This is a genomic window from Rahnella laticis, assembly GCF_015644585.1.
GTDB lineage: Bacteria > Pseudomonadota > Gammaproteobacteria > Enterobacterales > Enterobacteriaceae > Rahnella > Rahnella laticis.
Map to the genome: position 1 here is coordinate 591,379 of NZ_JADOBI010000003.1, position 14,980 is coordinate 606,358.

Here is a 14,980-nt window from a genome sequence, read left to right on the forward strand (position 1 = left end):
TAAGAAATTAAGCCAGCTCTTCTGACCGACTCTCTCTGGCGAAAAACAAAAAAAACCTCACCCGGGGTTGCCACCAGGCCAGGATTCATTTTGCATTATGATTCGTATTTTAACGTAGAGTTCCTTGAGGATCATTGTTTACTTTCAGCCACGTTGCGCCTTGGTTCGTAGCATCGTAGTATGGCACCACTTTATCCTGCCGTTACCCAGAGCCTTTACTCAAAATAATGCGTTTTTTACGAATTGTCAGTGGATTAGCATGCGCGTTTGTTCTGAATACAAATGCGGCCCAGATCGAGAATTACACAGAATATCTGCCGGACGGCACGAATCTGGCTGTGCTGGTACAGAAAATCGGCGCCCCTGCACCCGTGCTTGATTATCACGGTTCGCAGATGGCTCTGCCTGCCAGTACAATGAAGATTCTCACGGCGTTGGCAGCTCTTTTGCAGCTCGGCCCCGATTTCCGCTTCACCACCACACTCGAAACTCCGGGTTCCGTTTCTGATGGCGTTCTGAAAGGTGATTTGGTTGCTCGTTTTTCCGGCGATCCGACACTGAAACGTCAGAATATTCGGAATATGGTCGCGGTGCTAAAAAAACAGGGCATAAAAGAGATCAGTGGCGATGTGGTTATTAACACCTCTGTGTTTGCCAGCCACGATAAAGCTCCCGGCTGGCCCTGGAACGACATTACCCAGTGCTTCAGCGCACCACCGGCGGCGGCAATAGTCGACAGAAACTGTTTCTCTGTTTCCCTCTACAGCGCCCCGAAACCGGACGAAAATGCCTTTATCCGCGTGGCATCTTATTACCCTGTTCATATGTTTAGCGAAGTGCGCACTCTGGTAAAAGGCTCGCCAGATGCCCAGTACTGTGAGCTGGACGTCGTGCCGGGCGAGTTTAACCGTTATACCCTGACAGGTTGTCTGACCCAGCGCAGCGAGCCTTTGCCGTTGGCTTTCGCCATTCAGGATGGGGCCAGCTATGCGGGCGCAATTCTGAAAGACGAATTGCTGCAAGCCGATATCCAGATTGATGGCACGCTAAAACGCCAGACTCAGCAAACGCCTGCCGGAACCGTGCTCGCTCAAACGCAGTCCGTTCCGTTGCATGATTTACTGCATCAGATGCTGAAAAAATCTGACAACATGATCGCCGATACTGTTTTCCGTACAATCGGTCATCAGCGCTTTGGCGTTCCGGGAACCTGGCGTGCGGGTTCTGATGCAGTTCGTCAGATTCTGCGTCAGAAAGCAGGCGTGGATTTGGGTAATTCAATTCAGGTTGATGGCTCCGGCCTTTCGCGCCATGACTTATTGTCTCCGGCTACCATGATGCAGGTGCTGCAATACATCGCGCAGCACGATAAAGAGTTAGACTTTATCTCTATGCTGCCTTTAGCGGGCCATGACGGAACCTTGCAATATCGCGGCGGTCTTCATGAAGCGGGCGTAGATGGCAAAGTGTCGGCGAAAACCGGTTCACTGGCTGGCGTATATAATCTGGCGGGCTTTATCACCACGGCCAGCGGACAGCGCATGGCATTTGTCCAGTTCCTCTCCGGTTACGCGGTTCCGCCTGAAGACCAGCGCACAAGACGTGCTCCGCTGGTGCGCTTTGAGAGCCGTCTCTACAGGGACATTTACCAAAATAATTAACCACGGAGCCGTGCCAGACGATGAAACTGCTGATAGTTGAAGATGATGAACTTTTACGGCAGGGATTATCTCTGGCACTTACCAGTGATAATTATGTTTGCGACTGCGCTTCTACAGCCGCTGAAGCGCAAAGTCTGATTCAAACCAGCCAGTACAGTCTGGTGATCCTGGATTTAGGATTGCCGGATAAAGATGGCGCAACGCTGCTGCGCCAGTGGCGACGTCAAAATATTTCCCTTCCCGTACTGATTCTCACTGCCCGCGATGCGCTGGAAGACCGTGTTGATGGTCTCGATGCCGGTGCGGATGACTATCTGATCAAACCTTTTGCTCTGGTGGAATTGCAGGCCCGCGTCCGGGCACTCATTCGCCGTTATCAGGGGCAAAGCGACAATCAGATAACTGTCGGGAACCTGACCATCAACCTTTCGTCTCAGCAGGCCTATCTGGGCGATTCACCGGTAGAAGTCACACCTAAAGAGTTCGCCATTTTATCCCGTCTGATGATGCGCGCAGGGCAAACCGTCAATCGCGAATTGCTTCAGCAAGATCTCTACACCTGGCAGGACGATTTAGGATCCAATACGCTGGAAGTTCATGTGCATAATCTGCGACGGAAATTGGGTAAAGAGTTGATTCGCACGGTTCGCGGCATTGGTTATCGGCTGGAAGTTTTACCATGACCAGTATGCGCCGCCGCCTGCTGGTTATGCTGGCCCTGATCCTTTTCGTCACCCAGCTCACCAGCGTTTTCTGGCTCTGGCATGAAAGCCAGGAGCAGATAAACCTGCTGGTGAATGACACGCTTTCCGCAAAAGTTCGCAATGCTCACGTTGAGAAAGAGATTGCGGAAGCTATCGCGTCCCTGATTGCGCCCTCTTTGCTGATGATGACGATTACCCTGGTTTTATCTTTCTGGGCCATTAGCTGGATTATCCGGCCACTTAATCAGTTGCAAAAGCGTCTGGAAACCCGTTCTGCGGATAACCTGACGCCCCTGCCACTCAATACAGAAATCCGTGAAGTTGTGGCGGTGACCAACACGCTCAACCAGCTATTTTCCCGCCTTTCCAATACCATACAGCAGGAACGGCTGTTCACCGCCGATGCCGCACATGAGCTGAGAACTCCGCTGGCTGGCGTCCGGCTGCATCTTGAAATCATGCAAAAAAATGGCGTGGATGGCAGTGATACGCTGATAAGCCGTATCGATCTGTTAATGCACACTATTGAACAATTGCTGATGCTTTCGCGCGCCGGGCAAAATTTTGCAAAAGGTGAATACCAGCAGGTAGATCTGGTGAGTAACGTCGTCGAACCTCTCCGGGAAGAGCTGAGTGAGATGCTTGCCGATCGTCAGCAGCAACTGATTGTACAGATGCCTTCCCGTGCTGAGATTCAGGGTGATGCAGTACTACTCCGGCTGATGGTGCGTAATCTGGTGGAAAATGCTTACCGTTACGGGCCGGAGAGCAGCGAAATTACCATCGTGATTGAGCCGCAGAACAACGGCTTTCTGATACAGATTAATGATGAAGGTCCGGGGATTGATGAAGCCAAAGCCAGTGAACTGACGCAAGCCTTCAAACGAGGTGATCAGCGGTATGGTGGCAGTGGATTAGGGCTAAATATCGTTATACGTATTGCGAATTTACATGGCGGTACTCTGGCGCTCCGAAATCGCGTGGCGGAAAAAGGGCTCAGCGCGCAATGCTGGTTGCCACATGTGGCAATACAGAATTCGCTCACGCTCCCTTCTCTTTAAAAAACCATTAAAAAAGGCTGCCATATCAGGCAGCCTTTTCGCTATACGCACAACGCCAGGCAGGGATTAACGTTCGTAAATGATTTCGACGCCTTCGTCGTCATCTTCATCCCAGTCATCATCCCAGTCGTCGTCGGCTTCAGATTCAACTTCAGCCAGCTGTTCACGGTGATAATCATCCCACATGAACTCAACTTTTTCTGGCACAGCAGCTTCAACAGCCATGTGCTTAGGATTTTCATTGATGAATTTCATCACATCCCAGCACAGTGCGTTAACGCCTTCGCGGTTAGCGGCGGAAATCAGGTAGTAATTACCTTCCCAGCCCAAAGCCTCAGCGATCGTTTTTGCACGTGCTTCTGCTTCTTCTTTTTCGATCAGATCAACTTTGTTGAATACTAACCAACGCGGCTTTTCAGCCAGTTTGGCGTTGTATTGCTTCAGTTCGTTGATGATAACTTTAGCATTTTCGATCGGATCAGATTCGTCGATTGGCGCAATGTCAATCAGGTGCAGCAGAACGCGGCAACGCTCAAGGTGCTTCAGGAAGCGGATACCGAGGCCGGCACCTTCAGAAGCGCCTTCGATCAACCCCGGAATGTCGGCAACCACGAAGCTTTGTTCGTGATCCATACGCACAACGCCCAGGCTTGGAACCAAAGTCGTAAACGGATAGTCAGCAACTTTCGGTTTTGCAGCAGACACTGAGCGGATAAATGTAGATTTGCCCGCATTTGGCAAGCCCAACATCCCCACATCGGCTAACAACATCAGCTCGAGTGCGATATCACGCTCTTCACCTTTGGTACCCATCGTTTTCTGGCGCGGTGAACGGTTCACGGAAGACTTGAAACGGGTGTTACCCAAACCGTGGAAACCGCCTTTAGCGACCATATTGATCTGACCATTTTGGGTCATATCTGCCAGCACTTCACCAGTGCTCTGATCCAGAACACGCGTTCCGACAGGCACTTTAATGGTGATATCTTTACCGCGTTTACCGGTACAGTCGCTGCTCTGACCGTTGGTGCCGCGCTCAGCACGATAAGATTTCACAAAACGGAAATCGATCAGCGTATTGAGGTTTTCATCAGCCAGCAGGTAAACGTCACCGCCGTCACCGCCGTCGCCGCCATCAGGGCCGCCACGAGGGATGTATTTTTCGCGGCGGAAGCTGACGCACCCGTTACCGCCATCTCCGGCCACAACCAGAATCGTGGCTTCATCAACAAACTTCATTTGTACCGTCTCCGTAAATCATTCGCCGGGCAGCTAGTGTTTAGCTACCAGGTTTTGCTCTGTCCGACGTGGCCACCAGCGATGGCCAACTGCGGAAAACATTGCCCCCGCCACCACCACAATTGCCCCGATATAACCAATAAAATTGAGCACGGGTGCAGCAAAAAAGTCGGGCCAGGCAAGTGCCAGTAAATCTGAAAATAGCAGGGTAAACAGCGGAGTCAGCGTCACAATTGCACTGACCTGGGCCGCCTGCCATCTCGCCATCGCTTCCGCTAAGGCGCCATATCCTACTAAGGTATTCGCGCCGCAAAACAACAGACAGGCAAACTGCCAGCCGCTGAGCTGTGAAAGCACCGCCGGGCTGGCCAGCGGGAGCAATGCGATAGAACATAAAGTGTACAGCAAAAACAGGATCTGCGGTGAGGCGAGTTGGCGCAGCAATACTTTCTGTGCCACACCATAAATCACCCAAACCGAGGCTGCCCCGACACCAAAAATCACACCTACAGTGTAATCCGTGAGGCGGGTAAAAATTTCGATCAGACTGGTATTAAAGAACAATACCAGCCCGAAAATCAGCATAATGGCGCCAATAACCTGCGTGATCCGCATCCTTTCTTTCAGGATAATCACACTCGCAAACATCATACCGACCGGCGAAAGCTGGCCGATAACCTGCGAGGCTGTCGGGCTTAGGAATTGCAGGGAGGAACTAAAAAGGACGAAGTTCCCCAGCAACCCGCACGTGGCGATTAACACTAAAATCAGCCAGCGTGGGCGGCTAAAAATCGCTCTGGGCGGCAATCTGCGTTTAACTGCCAGAATGCACCCCAGCACAATTGCAGCCAGAGAAAACCGATACCAAACCACAGTAAAGGGATCCATTACCACCAGCACCTGCTTCATGGCGATGGGTAAAGAACCCCAGCTCATAGCAGTAATTAGTGCTAACAGAATACCAACAGACGCCTGTGATTTTGTGTCCATATCCCGCCAGAATGGGCTAACCAGAATGTAAAAAGCCCCGCAACGAATTGCGGGGCTTACATCTATTTACTAAGACGCGAAAAACTTATTCAGCTTCGATGCTGATGTACTTACGGTTTTTCGGGCCTTTAACTTCGAACTTGACTTTACCGTCAGCCAAAGCAAACAGAGTGTGGTCCTTGCCGCAACCCACGTTGATACCAGCGTGGAATTTGGTGCCGCGCTGACGAACGATGATGCTGCCTGCCAGTACTGCTTCGCCGCCAAAGCGTTTTACGCCCAGACGTTTAGCTTCTGAATCGCGACCGTTACGTGTGGAGCCGCCAGCCTTTTTGTGTGCCATTGTTCCGCTCTCCTAATCTTAAGCGCTGATGCCGGTGATTTTAACGTCAGTGAACCACTGACGGTGGCCCTGCTGCTTACGATAGTGTTTACGACGACGAAACTTAACGATTTTGACCTTTTCGCCACGACCGTGAGCAACGACTTCAGCTTTGATTACACCGCCAGCAACTAATGGCAGGCCGATGTTAATTTCTTCACCGTTTGCAATCATCAGAACCTGATCGAATTCGATAGCTTCGCCAGTTGCAACGTCCAGCTTCTCGAGACGAATAGTCTGCCCTTCGCTGACACGGTGTTGTTTACCACCACTTTGGAAAACCGCGTACATATAAAACTCCGCTTTCCGCGCACTCAACTTTGTATAGTCCAGAGGGCGCTATAAATATTCACAATAGGGCGCGAATTCTACGCAAAAAATCAGCATAAGACAAGAGCACAATGACGACAAAAGAAGAAAAAAAGCGCAGTTCTTTCGATATCATTTATCTACACTGTTTTTCAAGTACAATCCCCATTACAGTTAGCGCCATGTGCCAATGTGAGCCAGACCTCATTGCGGCGAAGAGAAAAACAGCCGAAAAAACACAATGAACCTAGAACAGATTATCGATCTTACCCAGGATGACATGGCTGCGGTCAACGCATCCATCCTTGAGCAGTTGAATTCAGAGGTTTCTCTCATCAATCAGCTGGGATACTACATCATCAGTGGCGGCGGCAAACGTATCCGTCCGATGATAGCAGTACTGGCAGCCAAAGCACTATCCTACGACGGTGATAAACACATAAAAGTCGCCGCTCTGATTGAGTTCATTCATACCGCGACATTACTGCACGATGACGTGGTTGATGAGTCTGATATGCGCCGTGGAAAAGCAACGGCCAACGCCGCTTTCGGAAACGCCGCCAGCGTGCTGGTCGGTGATTTTATCTACACCCGCGCTTTCCAGATGATGACGGATTTGGAATCACTGCCGGTTCTGGCTCTGATGGCCAAAGCGGTGAATGTGATTGCAGAAGGTGAAGTTCAGCAGCTTATTAACTGCAATGACCCCGACATCACCGAAGAAAGCTACATGCAGGTCATTTACAGCAAAACCGCCCGTCTTTTCGAAGCGGCATCACAATCTTCTGCCATGCTGGCTGGCGGGAACACCGAACAAATAACGGCGTTGCAAGATTATGGTCGCTATTTGGGCACGGCATTCCAGCTGATTGATGATTTGCTCGATTATGACGCCGATGGCGAAACGCTGGGCAAAAATACCGGTGACGATCTCGATGAAGGCAAACCGACTTTGCCTCTGCTGCATGCCATGCAACACGGCGACGCTGAGCAGTCAGCAATGATCCGTAAAGCTATCGAAGAAGGCAACGGGCGCCATTTGCTGGAGCCAGTTTTGGCCGCCATGCATCAGTGGGGTTCTCTGGCTTATACTCGTCAGCGTGCTGAAGAAGAAGCTGACAAAGCGATTCAGGCTCTTCAGGTACTGCCTGAATCTGAATATCGCTCCGCGCTGGAAGGTTTGGCGCATCTGGCCGTTAAACGCGATTTCTGATGTTTCCTGACGTGCCTGTCTGCACAGGCGCGTCAGTTCTGGCAAATCTATGAATCGTCAGACTTACGCAGCCTGTTTAGTATTTCCGATACCCCTTCCCTCACGATAAAAGAGATCATCGTTTCGCGCTCAGGCTCCTTCAGTTGCTTATAACTTTCGATCCATATCGCCAGCGGATCCTGATGTGACGTGTAAACATATTCAGCAGAATGTTCATTCATTGCCAGACTGGCGACGGTATTACCCGGCAGGCTGTCAATGTGATATTCCACTGCACGTCCCTGAACGCCACGTCTGCGCCGTTTGATCCAACATAATCTGCGCGCCATGCCGTGCACGCCCTGTGTTGAGGTAGGAAGGCCATCTTTTCCGGTCAGTTCCTTTGCTGCAAACCACTCTTTTTTCATAACGATCCTTGTCTTTCTCATATAATCCAATAAGAAAGGTTGCTGTTATAAATCCATGAGAATTCTGCGGATGCTTTCCTTGTTCGCTGCAAGCCCATTTTAGAGAAGATATTAAAACAGACTATTTAGGAAAACGCCTATTTAACGGAAAGAAGATATTCAATTTTTCGGAATGAGTCTACTGTTGCCGCACAATGTTTCCATGAAATATGTTTATCAACAACAGAATATCTCCCTTAAAAGTCTTTTTTAGAAAGTTATGTAATCAGATTGACAGCCAGCACGCCAAATAAAACAAAAAAACCATTACAAACAAATAGTAATGGAATTTTCACCTTATATAATGCGCATATCCCCTTCATCATTCATTAACTTAGATCGTTATTTCATTCTTTTAAATCATTCAGATCTATAATTGCGTTCAAATTATCAACACTTCAATAACGCGTTCGTATTAAATGAACTCGAAATATAGGATAAAAAAAGACTATCAGGCCAAAAAGCAAACTGAATTTACTTGTTTGTTTTAATTCTAATAAGAATGTATTTTCTTAATCCGAGCAGAAAATATTTTTTAGGAAACATTGATAGGATTGAACTGGGCGCAACCAAGCAATCATTGAATATATGTTTTCAAAGAAAGTCTTATAAAAGCGATTTAAAAATAAGGAAAATACCATGATGACAAGAAATGATGACTGGCATCAGGCTGATATTATCGCAGCCCTGAGAAAGAAAGGGACGACACTCGCCGCGGTGTCACGATCCGCCGGACTGAGCTCTTCAACGCTTTCTAATGCACTTTCCAGGCCCTGGCCCAAAGGAGAATTGCTAATTGCCGGGGCGCTGGGCGTTCACCCGTCAATTATCTGGCCAAGCCGTTACTTTGATGCCACCACGTTTCAGGTCATCGAGCGCAGGTGCCGCATTCCCAATGAGAATAAATGATGCCAATAAAGAAAGCCGCCGGAGATACCCGGCGGCTTCACTTAAGGCTTATCAGTGATTGATAAACTGTTCGCCCAGTTCGATATCTTTACGCAGGATATCCAGCATCGAATCCAGTGACTGCTGTTCAAAAGCGCTGAGCTTGCCAATATCAATGAGCTCAGTGATGCCCTTTTTACCCAACAGAACAGGCTGTGCGAAGAAACGGGCATAGTCGCCCTTCCCTTCTACATAGGCGCATTCAATAACGTTGCTTTCACCTTGCAGAGCACGAACCAGTGAAAGCCCGAAGCGTGCGGCCGCCTGCCCCATAGACAGAGTAGCAGAACCGCCGCCTGCTTTGGCTTCGACCACTTCAGTTCCCGCATTCTGGATACGCTTGGTCAGCGCAGCGATTTCACTGTCGCTAAATACCACGCCAGGCACCTGAGACAATAAAGGAAGAATTGTCACCCCTGAGTGCCCGCCAATCACGGGCACATCAATTTCTTCAGGCTGCTTGTCTTTTAGTTCAGCCACGAACGTGTTCGAGCGGATTGCATCGAGCGTGGTGACGCCAAACAGTTTGTTCTTGTCGTACACGCCTGCATTTTTCAAAACTTCGGCAGCTATAGCGACGGTAGTATTGACCGGGTTGGTGATAATGCCGATTAACGCTTGCGGACAGGTTTTCGCAACCTGCTGAATCAGATTACGTACAATACCGGCGTTAACATTAAAGAGGTCGGAACGATCCATACCCGGTTTGCGCGCCACACCGGCAGAGATCAAAACGATATCCGCGCCTTCCAGAGCTGGCGTTGCGTCTTCGCCACAGAAGCCTTTGATTTTGACTGCGGTAGGGATATGGCTCAGATCGACGGCGACACCCGGAGTAACAGGTGCGATATCGTATAATGACAGTTCGGAACCGGAAGGTAGCTGGGTCTTGAGCAGAAGCGCGAGGGCCTGACCGATACCGCCCGCAGCACCTAGAACTGCAACTTTCATCCTATACTCCTTTTTTATCACTAACTTATAAGTGTCGTGGAATTATTTTGGGTGTGACCTTAATCACTTATACAGCTAAAAACAATCGCTCAACTGCTGGAAAACTGAGCTTGGTCGTTAAGAAAGTAAAAAAACATCGCTTAGCGCCATTTTTCCGGTCTTTTATGACTTTTTATCGGAAAGCTACACCTTAAAAGTAGCACCACAAAACCTGCCAGGTTAAAAAATGGTTAAATTCAATTCAATGTGAGAGCTGAATCGAGATCATAGGATTAACAGCAATCCGGCTAATCATTTCACCATAATGCACTATTTCGGCATATTCATGACGCCCAGATATTTACTCCGGTGCTGTCATTCCCGTCTGAGTGCACAATTCTGATGTTACCTGTCGCCCCGTGTTGCATAAAAATGCAAATATCTGCATAATCAACGAAACGATGATACAGAGACCAGGGTGCAAAATGCGTAATCCTGCTAAACAGGAAGATTTGATCAAAGCCTTCAAGGCACTGTTGAAGGAAGAGAAATTCAGTTCTCAGGGCGAAATTGTCGTCGCACTTCAGGAAGACGGTTTCGAAAATATCAACCAGTCAAAAGTCTCACGGATGCTGACTAAATTCGGCGCGGTGCGGACCCGCAACGCAAAGATGGAGATGGTTTATTGCCTGCCTGCCGAAATCGGCGTGCCGACAACGACCAGCCCACTGAAGAATTTGGTCTTAGATATTGACCATAACGACGCCGTCGTCGTTATCCGCACCAGTCCGGGTGCGGCACAGCTGATCGCGCGCCTGCTCGATTCTCTGGGCAAATCCGAAGGGATACTGGGCACCATTGCCGGCGATGACACAATTTTTACCACGCCCGCACGGGGTTTCAGCGTCAGACAGCTTCACGACGCAATCCTCAGTTTGTTTGAACAGGAACTCTGATACCGCGATATGTTGCGCTGTTTCCTGCTTCAGTTCTGTGCCTGAGGTCAGAAGAAAGCAATTTCTGGCCTCAGCCTGACTTTCTTTATCCGTCTATCACTTGCCCTTCTTTAACGTTGCACCGTTGTTTTAAACACACGCCTCAGGTCGTTATCCCTGTTAATTCTGTTCACACGAAGCACTTTCCCGTCACATAAACATTTCCATGGTGTGATTGACTGCAAAATTAAGCACAAATAGTCAAATTCACTCAATCCGTTGATTTTACGAAAAATTAACTCAAAAAGATCGATTTTCACGCAATTTTTATTCCTTTTTGTTATTAAAAATTCAAATAGCCCCCACATAACCACCAAAATAACTATTAGCAAACTATTAATATTCCAAGTGACTAGATGTATACTCATTTCCGTGGTGTGAAGCACCAGTTGTTGGAAACATAATAAAATAGACGAGGTCAAAATCATGAACGTTAAAACTACAATTGCAACATTAAGCATTCTCTCTGCTCTGTCATTCGGCGCTTTTGCAGCACAACCTGTTTCTCAGGATCAGGCCGCAAATCTTCAGTCACGCGGGATGATCAGCGTAAGCGGTGTTGCCGGTGCACCTTCTGATATCCGTCAGGCATTGTCTGATAAAGCGGATGCCAAAGGCGCTAAAGCATTTCGTGTTATCGAAGTGCGTGAAGAAGGTAACTACCACGCTACCGCAGAAATTTACCAATAAGCCTGGGTAAACGAAGCGAAGGGGCCTGAATGATTCAGGCCCGCGCGAAGCGCATCAAGACGGATTTGTCTCTGCCATCATCAATGTTCCCCCACGCTTTTCGCGTTGCCGGACTCAGATATTCCAGAACTGATGAATCCAAATCTCAACCGGCGTTGCTCTCACTTTTAGCATCAACGTCTATGAAATTAGGAAATTATCATGAAAATCATGACCACTATTGTCGCTCTTAGCCTGCTGTCTGCTGTTTCTTTCGGTGCGTCTGCCGCACAACTGGTTTCTAGTCAGCAGGCAGAAAATCTTCAGCCTATGGGCACTATCAGCGTCAGCGGCGTCAATGGCGTCCCGACAGACATTCGCCAGGAGTTGTCCGATAAAGCCGACAGCAAAGGCGCAAAATCTTATCGTGTGATCGAAGCACATAACGATGGTGCTTATCACGCAACCGCAGAAATCTATCAATAAGATTTCTGAGTCAGTCCCTGATACAAAGCCACTGCTTGAGTTCTTGAATTAGCGTTACCGGGTTTCAACAGCCACATACCAGCGAAAATTAATGCGCTGTTGAGGCTGGGAAGAGAGAAGACACTGCCACTGCCGCTCTCTTGCTAACGTAACCCTCGTCGTCCTGTCCGACGACACCCTTTGGCCCTCAAATTTTTTGAGGGCCTTTTTTTGTCTGCAAATCGCCGCATGGCCAAATCCCAGGCAAAAAAAAGCACAGCCATCGCTGTGCTTTCCGTTTATCCGCTGCGGTATGACTGCTACTGAGCGGCTTCCGCTTTAGCAGCCAGCGCCGTCAGTAACTTCCCGTGAATGCCACCAAAACCGCCATTACTCATCACCAGAATATGATCGCCTGGCTGCGAAGCCTTGATCACCATATCGACCAGCGAATCGACGTCCGCACTCCAGTGCGCGGGCTGGATGCAGCGCTCTGCCACTTCAGCAACCTGCCACGGAATATGCTGCGGCTGAAGCAGGAACACTTCATCGGCGCGACCGAGAGAAGGCGCCAGCTCATTTTTACTCATGCCCATTTTCATGGTATTTGAGCGCGGTTCGAGAACAGCCAGAATGCGTGCCGTCCCGCCCACTTTGCTGCGCAATGCAGAAAGCGTTGCCAGAATGGCCGTCGGGTGATGCGCAAAATCGTCATACACGCTGACGCCATTTTCCACGCCACGCAGTTCAAGACGACGGCGGGCATTGATAAAATCACCCAGCGCCTTGCAGGCATCTTCAGGTTTCACGCCAACATGACGCGCAGCGGCAATCGCCATCAGCGCATTATGCATATTGTGTTCGCCCACCAGATTCCAGTTCACCTGACCGGCCACTTCGCCATGAAGATAAACCTCGAAAGAGCTGGCATCTGGTGTCAGTTTTTTCGCATCCCAGGCGCAATTTTCTGCTTCACCGGCAAATTCCTGTTCGCTCCAGCAGCCCATCGCCATCACTTGTTTCAGCGGCGTGTCATGCTCAGGAAGGATAATTTTACCTTTACCCGGCACCAGGCGAACAAGGTGGTGGAACTGTTTCTGGATTGCTTTCAGATCATCGAAAATATCCGCGTGATCGAATTCGAGATTGTTCAGGATCAGCGTCCGCGGGCTGTAGTGAACGAATTTGGAGCGCTTATCAAAGAACGCGCAGTCATATTCGTCCGCTTCCAGAACCATAAACGGGCTGTTTCCAAGACGTGCAGAAACCTCGAAGTTCCCCGGCACGCCGCCGATAACGTAGCCCGGCTCGTAACCGCAGGCTTCAAGGATCCACGTGACCATTCCGGCAGTCGTCGTTTTACCGTGCGTACCCGCGACAGCAATAACCCAGCGCTCCGGCAGAACATGATCGTGCAGCCACTGCGGGCCGGAGACATACGGGATCCCCAGCTCGAGCACGGCTTCGACACACGGGTTTCCGCGCGTCATCGCGTTACCGATAATCACCAGATCCGGCTGAGGATCTAACTGAGCCGGATCGTAACCCTGGATCAGCGCGATCCCTTGTTTTTCCAACAGCGTACTCATCGGTGGATAAACGTTGTCGTCCGAACCGGTTACCTGATGCCCTTGTGCACGTGCCAGCATCGCCAGCCCGCCCATAAACGTGCCGCAAATCCCAAGAATATGAATGCGCATAAATTTTTCCATTAATGCCTTTAAGTCAGCCGCTATTCTACCGCTCAGAATCGCCCAGAAGAAATGGATTTGCCTATGATTCGTCCATATATTTGGGCTAAACTGCCCATGCTCTTGTGAAGGTTTTATTAACGAACCGTTATCCATCCTAGATTCAGGGAACGTGTTATGAAAACGTTAGGCGAATTTATTGTTGAAAAACAGCAAGACTTTCCTCATGCAACCGGTGAGCTCACCGCCTTGCTGTCAGCAATAAAACTCGGCGCTAAAATCATTCACCGCGATATCAACAAAGCGGGTTTGGTTGACATTCTCGGCACCAGCGGTGCAGAAAATGTGCAGGGTGAAGTACAGATGAAGCTCGATCTGTACGCAAATGAAAAATTAAAAGCGGCGATGAAAGCACGTGGAGAAATTGCCGGTATCGCGTCTGAAGAAGAAGATGAAATTGTCATTTTCGATGGCGAACGCGCTGAAAATGCGAAATACGTGATTTTGATGGATCCGCTGGACGGCTCTTCAAACATCGATGTGAACGTTTCAGTCGGGACCATCTTCTCGATTTACCGCCGGACTTCTCCGCTCGGCCAGCCCGTAACGGAAGCAGACTTCCTGCAACCGGGGAACCGTCAGGTTGCCGCAGGTTACGTAGTCTACGGCTCTTCCACCATGCTGGTTTACACCACCGGCGCAGGCGTTCATGCCTTTACTTATGATCCTTCACTCGGTGTATTTTGCCTCTCTCACGAAAAAGTCCGTTTCCCTGCCAAGGGCAACATGTACTCCATTAATGAAGGCAACTACATCAAATTCCCTCTCGGCGTTAAAAAATACATTAAGTATTGCCAGGAGCAGGATGAAGCGACGCAACGCCCTTACACCTCACGTTATATCGGTTCACTGGTTGCAGATTTTCACCGTAACCTGCTGAAAGGCGGCATCTATATTTATCCGAGCACTGCCAGCCATCCGAACGGAAAACTGCGTTTGTTGTACGAATGCAACCCGATGGCATTCCTGGCCGAACAGGCTGGTGGTAAAGCCAGTGACGGTAAAAACCGCATTCTGGACATCATTCCGCAAAAACTGCACGAACGCGCGCCCTTCTTCGTCGGTAACAGCTCAATGGTTGAAGATGCAGAACGCTTTATCGCCCAATTCCCCGATGAATAAACCGGTACCCGACTCAAAAATCATCAAAGAATGAACGTGATACCTCTGTAACTTAGCGTTTCCCAAACGCAAAAAAGGTGGCTTTTAAAAGCCAC

16 protein-coding genes are annotated in these 14,980 nt (G+C 49.4%); 9 read left to right on the forward strand and 7 right to left on the reverse strand.

Annotated features, from left to right (window positions below; all coding sequences use genetic code 11):
* Positions 1–227 precede the first annotated feature (227 nt).
* Genes dacB through pmrB form a run of 3 tightly spaced genes read left to right on the forward strand, consistent with a single transcriptional unit; the run spans position 228 to position 3,426 of the window.
* Positions 228–1,661, forward strand: coding sequence for a serine-type D-Ala-D-Ala carboxypeptidase (gene dacB / locus IV433_RS08920; RefSeq protein ID WP_195813596.1), 1,434 nt, complete (start codon positions 228–230; stop codon positions 1,659–1,661).
* 20 nt (positions 1,662–1,681) lie between these two features.
* Positions 1,682–2,344, forward strand: coding sequence for a two-component system response regulator PmrA (gene pmrA, locus IV433_RS08925; RefSeq protein WP_195813595.1), 663 nt, complete (start codon positions 1,682–1,684; stop codon positions 2,342–2,344).
* Positions 2,341–3,426 (forward strand): two-component system sensor histidine kinase PmrB, encoded by a 1,086-nt coding sequence (pmrB, locus tag IV433_RS08930; protein WP_195813594.1) that lies wholly within the window; start codon positions 2,341–2,343, stop codon positions 3,424–3,426. The genes pmrA and pmrB overlap by 4 nt, the downstream gene beginning before the upstream one ends.
* A 66-nt stretch (positions 3,427–3,492) precedes the next feature.
* On the opposite strand, the gene cgtA is transcribed toward pmrB, so the two are convergent.
* From cgtA to rplU, 4 genes are all read right to left on the reverse strand, one after another.
* Positions 3,493–4,665, reverse strand: a complete 1,173-nt coding sequence (cgtA, locus tag IV433_RS08935; RefSeq protein ID WP_152325295.1) for an Obg family GTPase CgtA — start codon at positions 4,663–4,665, stop codon at positions 3,493–3,495.
* Between the two features lie 33 nt (positions 4,666–4,698).
* Entirely contained in the window at positions 4,699–5,655 is a 957-nt protein-coding gene (locus tag IV433_RS08940; RefSeq protein WP_195813593.1) for a DMT family transporter, read from the reverse strand.
* An 85-nt stretch (positions 5,656–5,740) separates the two neighbouring features.
* Positions 5,741–5,998: a 50S ribosomal protein L27 gene (rpmA, locus tag IV433_RS08945; protein WP_013573805.1), complete on the reverse strand. Its 258-nt coding sequence runs from the start codon at positions 5,996–5,998 to the stop codon at positions 5,741–5,743.
* Positions 5,999–6,016: 18 nt separating this feature from the next.
* On the reverse strand, positions 6,017–6,328 hold the full coding sequence (gene rplU, locus IV433_RS08950; RefSeq protein ID WP_013573804.1) for a 50S ribosomal protein L21: 312 nt from the start codon (positions 6,326–6,328) through the stop codon (positions 6,017–6,019).
* A gap of 259 nt (positions 6,329–6,587) precedes the next feature.
* Between rplU and ispB the strand changes: the two genes are divergently transcribed.
* Positions 6,588–7,559: an octaprenyl diphosphate synthase gene (ispB, locus tag IV433_RS08955; RefSeq protein WP_152325297.1), complete on the forward strand. Its 972-nt coding sequence runs from the start codon at positions 6,588–6,590 to the stop codon at positions 7,557–7,559.
* A 47-nt stretch (positions 7,560–7,606) separates the two neighbouring features.
* Here the strand turns inward: ispB and IV433_RS08960 are convergent, their stop codons facing one another.
* Positions 7,607–7,966, reverse strand: a complete 360-nt coding sequence (locus tag IV433_RS08960) for a DNA-binding protein (protein ID WP_152325298.1) — start codon at positions 7,964–7,966, stop codon at positions 7,607–7,609.
* Between the two features lie 678 nt (positions 7,967–8,644).
* Here IV433_RS08960 and IV433_RS08965 point away from each other — a divergent pair.
* A complete protein-coding gene (locus IV433_RS08965; RefSeq protein WP_195813592.1) occupies positions 8,645–8,914 on the forward strand; it encodes a helix-turn-helix domain-containing protein in 270 nt (89 codons plus the stop codon).
* Positions 8,915–8,965: 51 nt separating this feature from the next.
* On the opposite strand, the gene mdh is transcribed toward IV433_RS08965, so the two are convergent.
* Positions 8,966–9,904: a malate dehydrogenase gene (mdh, locus tag IV433_RS08970; protein ID WP_195813591.1), complete on the reverse strand. Its 939-nt coding sequence runs from the start codon at positions 9,902–9,904 to the stop codon at positions 8,966–8,968.
* A gap of 464 nt (positions 9,905–10,368) precedes the next feature.
* On the opposite strand from mdh, the gene argR reads away from it, so the two are divergent.
* From argR to yhcN (IV433_RS08985), 3 genes are all read left to right on the forward strand, one after another.
* Positions 10,369–10,839: a transcriptional regulator ArgR gene (gene argR / locus IV433_RS08975; protein ID WP_104923506.1), complete on the forward strand. Its 471-nt coding sequence runs from the start codon at positions 10,369–10,371 to the stop codon at positions 10,837–10,839.
* A 465-nt stretch (positions 10,840–11,304) separates the two neighbouring features.
* The gene (gene yhcN, locus IV433_RS08980; protein ID WP_195813590.1) at positions 11,305–11,568 is read left to right on the forward strand and encodes a peroxide/acid stress response protein YhcN; all 264 of its coding nucleotides are present in this window, start codon (positions 11,305–11,307) and stop codon (positions 11,566–11,568) included.
* Between the two features lie 201 nt (positions 11,569–11,769).
* Positions 11,770–12,033, forward strand: a complete 264-nt coding sequence (gene yhcN, locus IV433_RS08985; protein ID WP_195813589.1) for a peroxide/acid stress response protein YhcN — start codon at positions 11,770–11,772, stop codon at positions 12,031–12,033.
* Positions 12,034–12,332: 299 nt separating this feature from the next.
* Here the strand turns inward: yhcN (IV433_RS08985) and mpl are convergent, their stop codons facing one another.
* The gene (mpl, locus tag IV433_RS08990) at positions 12,333–13,712 is read right to left on the reverse strand and encodes a UDP-N-acetylmuramate:L-alanyl-gamma-D-glutamyl-meso-diaminopimelate ligase (protein WP_195813588.1); all 1,380 of its coding nucleotides are present in this window, start codon (positions 13,710–13,712) and stop codon (positions 12,333–12,335) included.
* A 168-nt stretch (positions 13,713–13,880) separates the two neighbouring features.
* Between mpl and fbp the strand changes: the two genes are divergently transcribed.
* Positions 13,881–14,885, forward strand: coding sequence for a class 1 fructose-bisphosphatase (fbp, locus tag IV433_RS08995; protein WP_195813587.1), 1,005 nt, complete (start codon positions 13,881–13,883; stop codon positions 14,883–14,885).
* The last annotated feature ends 95 nt before the right edge of the window (positions 14,886–14,980 follow it).

Excerpts from the sequence above, each read along its gene's own strand:
- IV433_RS08960 (WP_152325298.1), bottom strand. The coding sequence starts at position 7,966 with ATGAAAAAAGAGTGGTTTGCAGCAAAGGAACTGACCGGAAAAGATGGC.
- yhcN (WP_195813590.1), top strand. The coding sequence starts at position 11,305 with ATGAACGTTAAAACTACAATTGCAACATTAAGCATTCTCTCTGCTCTG.
- fbp (WP_195813587.1), top strand. The coding sequence starts at position 13,881 with ATGAAAACGTTAGGCGAATTTATTGTTGAAAAACAGCAAGACTTTCCT.
- rplU (WP_013573804.1), bottom strand. The coding sequence starts at position 6,328 with ATGTACGCGGTTTTCCAAAGTGGTGGTAAACAACACCGTGTCAGCGAA.
- ispB (WP_152325297.1), top strand. The coding sequence starts at position 6,588 with ATGAACCTAGAACAGATTATCGATCTTACCCAGGATGACATGGCTGCG.
- argR (WP_104923506.1), top strand. The coding sequence starts at position 10,369 with ATGCGTAATCCTGCTAAACAGGAAGATTTGATCAAAGCCTTCAAGGCA.
- mdh (WP_195813591.1), bottom strand. The coding sequence starts at position 9,904 with ATGAAAGTTGCAGTTCTAGGTGCTGCGGGCGGTATCGGTCAGGCCCTC.
- rpmA (WP_013573805.1), bottom strand. The coding sequence starts at position 5,998 with ATGGCACACAAAAAGGCTGGCGGCTCCACACGTAACGGTCGCGATTCA.
- cgtA (WP_152325295.1), bottom strand. The coding sequence starts at position 4,665 with ATGAAGTTTGTTGATGAAGCCACGATTCTGGTTGTGGCCGGAGATGGC.
- IV433_RS08965 (WP_195813592.1), top strand. The coding sequence starts at position 8,645 with ATGATGACAAGAAATGATGACTGGCATCAGGCTGATATTATCGCAGCC.
- pmrA (WP_195813595.1), top strand. The coding sequence starts at position 1,682 with ATGAAACTGCTGATAGTTGAAGATGATGAACTTTTACGGCAGGGATTA.
- mpl (WP_195813588.1), bottom strand. The coding sequence starts at position 13,712 with ATGCGCATTCATATTCTTGGGATTTGCGGCACGTTTATGGGCGGGCTG.
- dacB (WP_195813596.1), top strand. The coding sequence starts at position 228 with ATGCGTTTTTTACGAATTGTCAGTGGATTAGCATGCGCGTTTGTTCTG.
- yhcN (WP_195813589.1), top strand. The coding sequence starts at position 11,770 with ATGAAAATCATGACCACTATTGTCGCTCTTAGCCTGCTGTCTGCTGTT.
- pmrB (WP_195813594.1), top strand. The coding sequence starts at position 2,341 with ATGACCAGTATGCGCCGCCGCCTGCTGGTTATGCTGGCCCTGATCCTT.
- IV433_RS08940 (WP_195813593.1), bottom strand. The coding sequence starts at position 5,655 with ATGGACACAAAATCACAGGCGTCTGTTGGTATTCTGTTAGCACTAATT.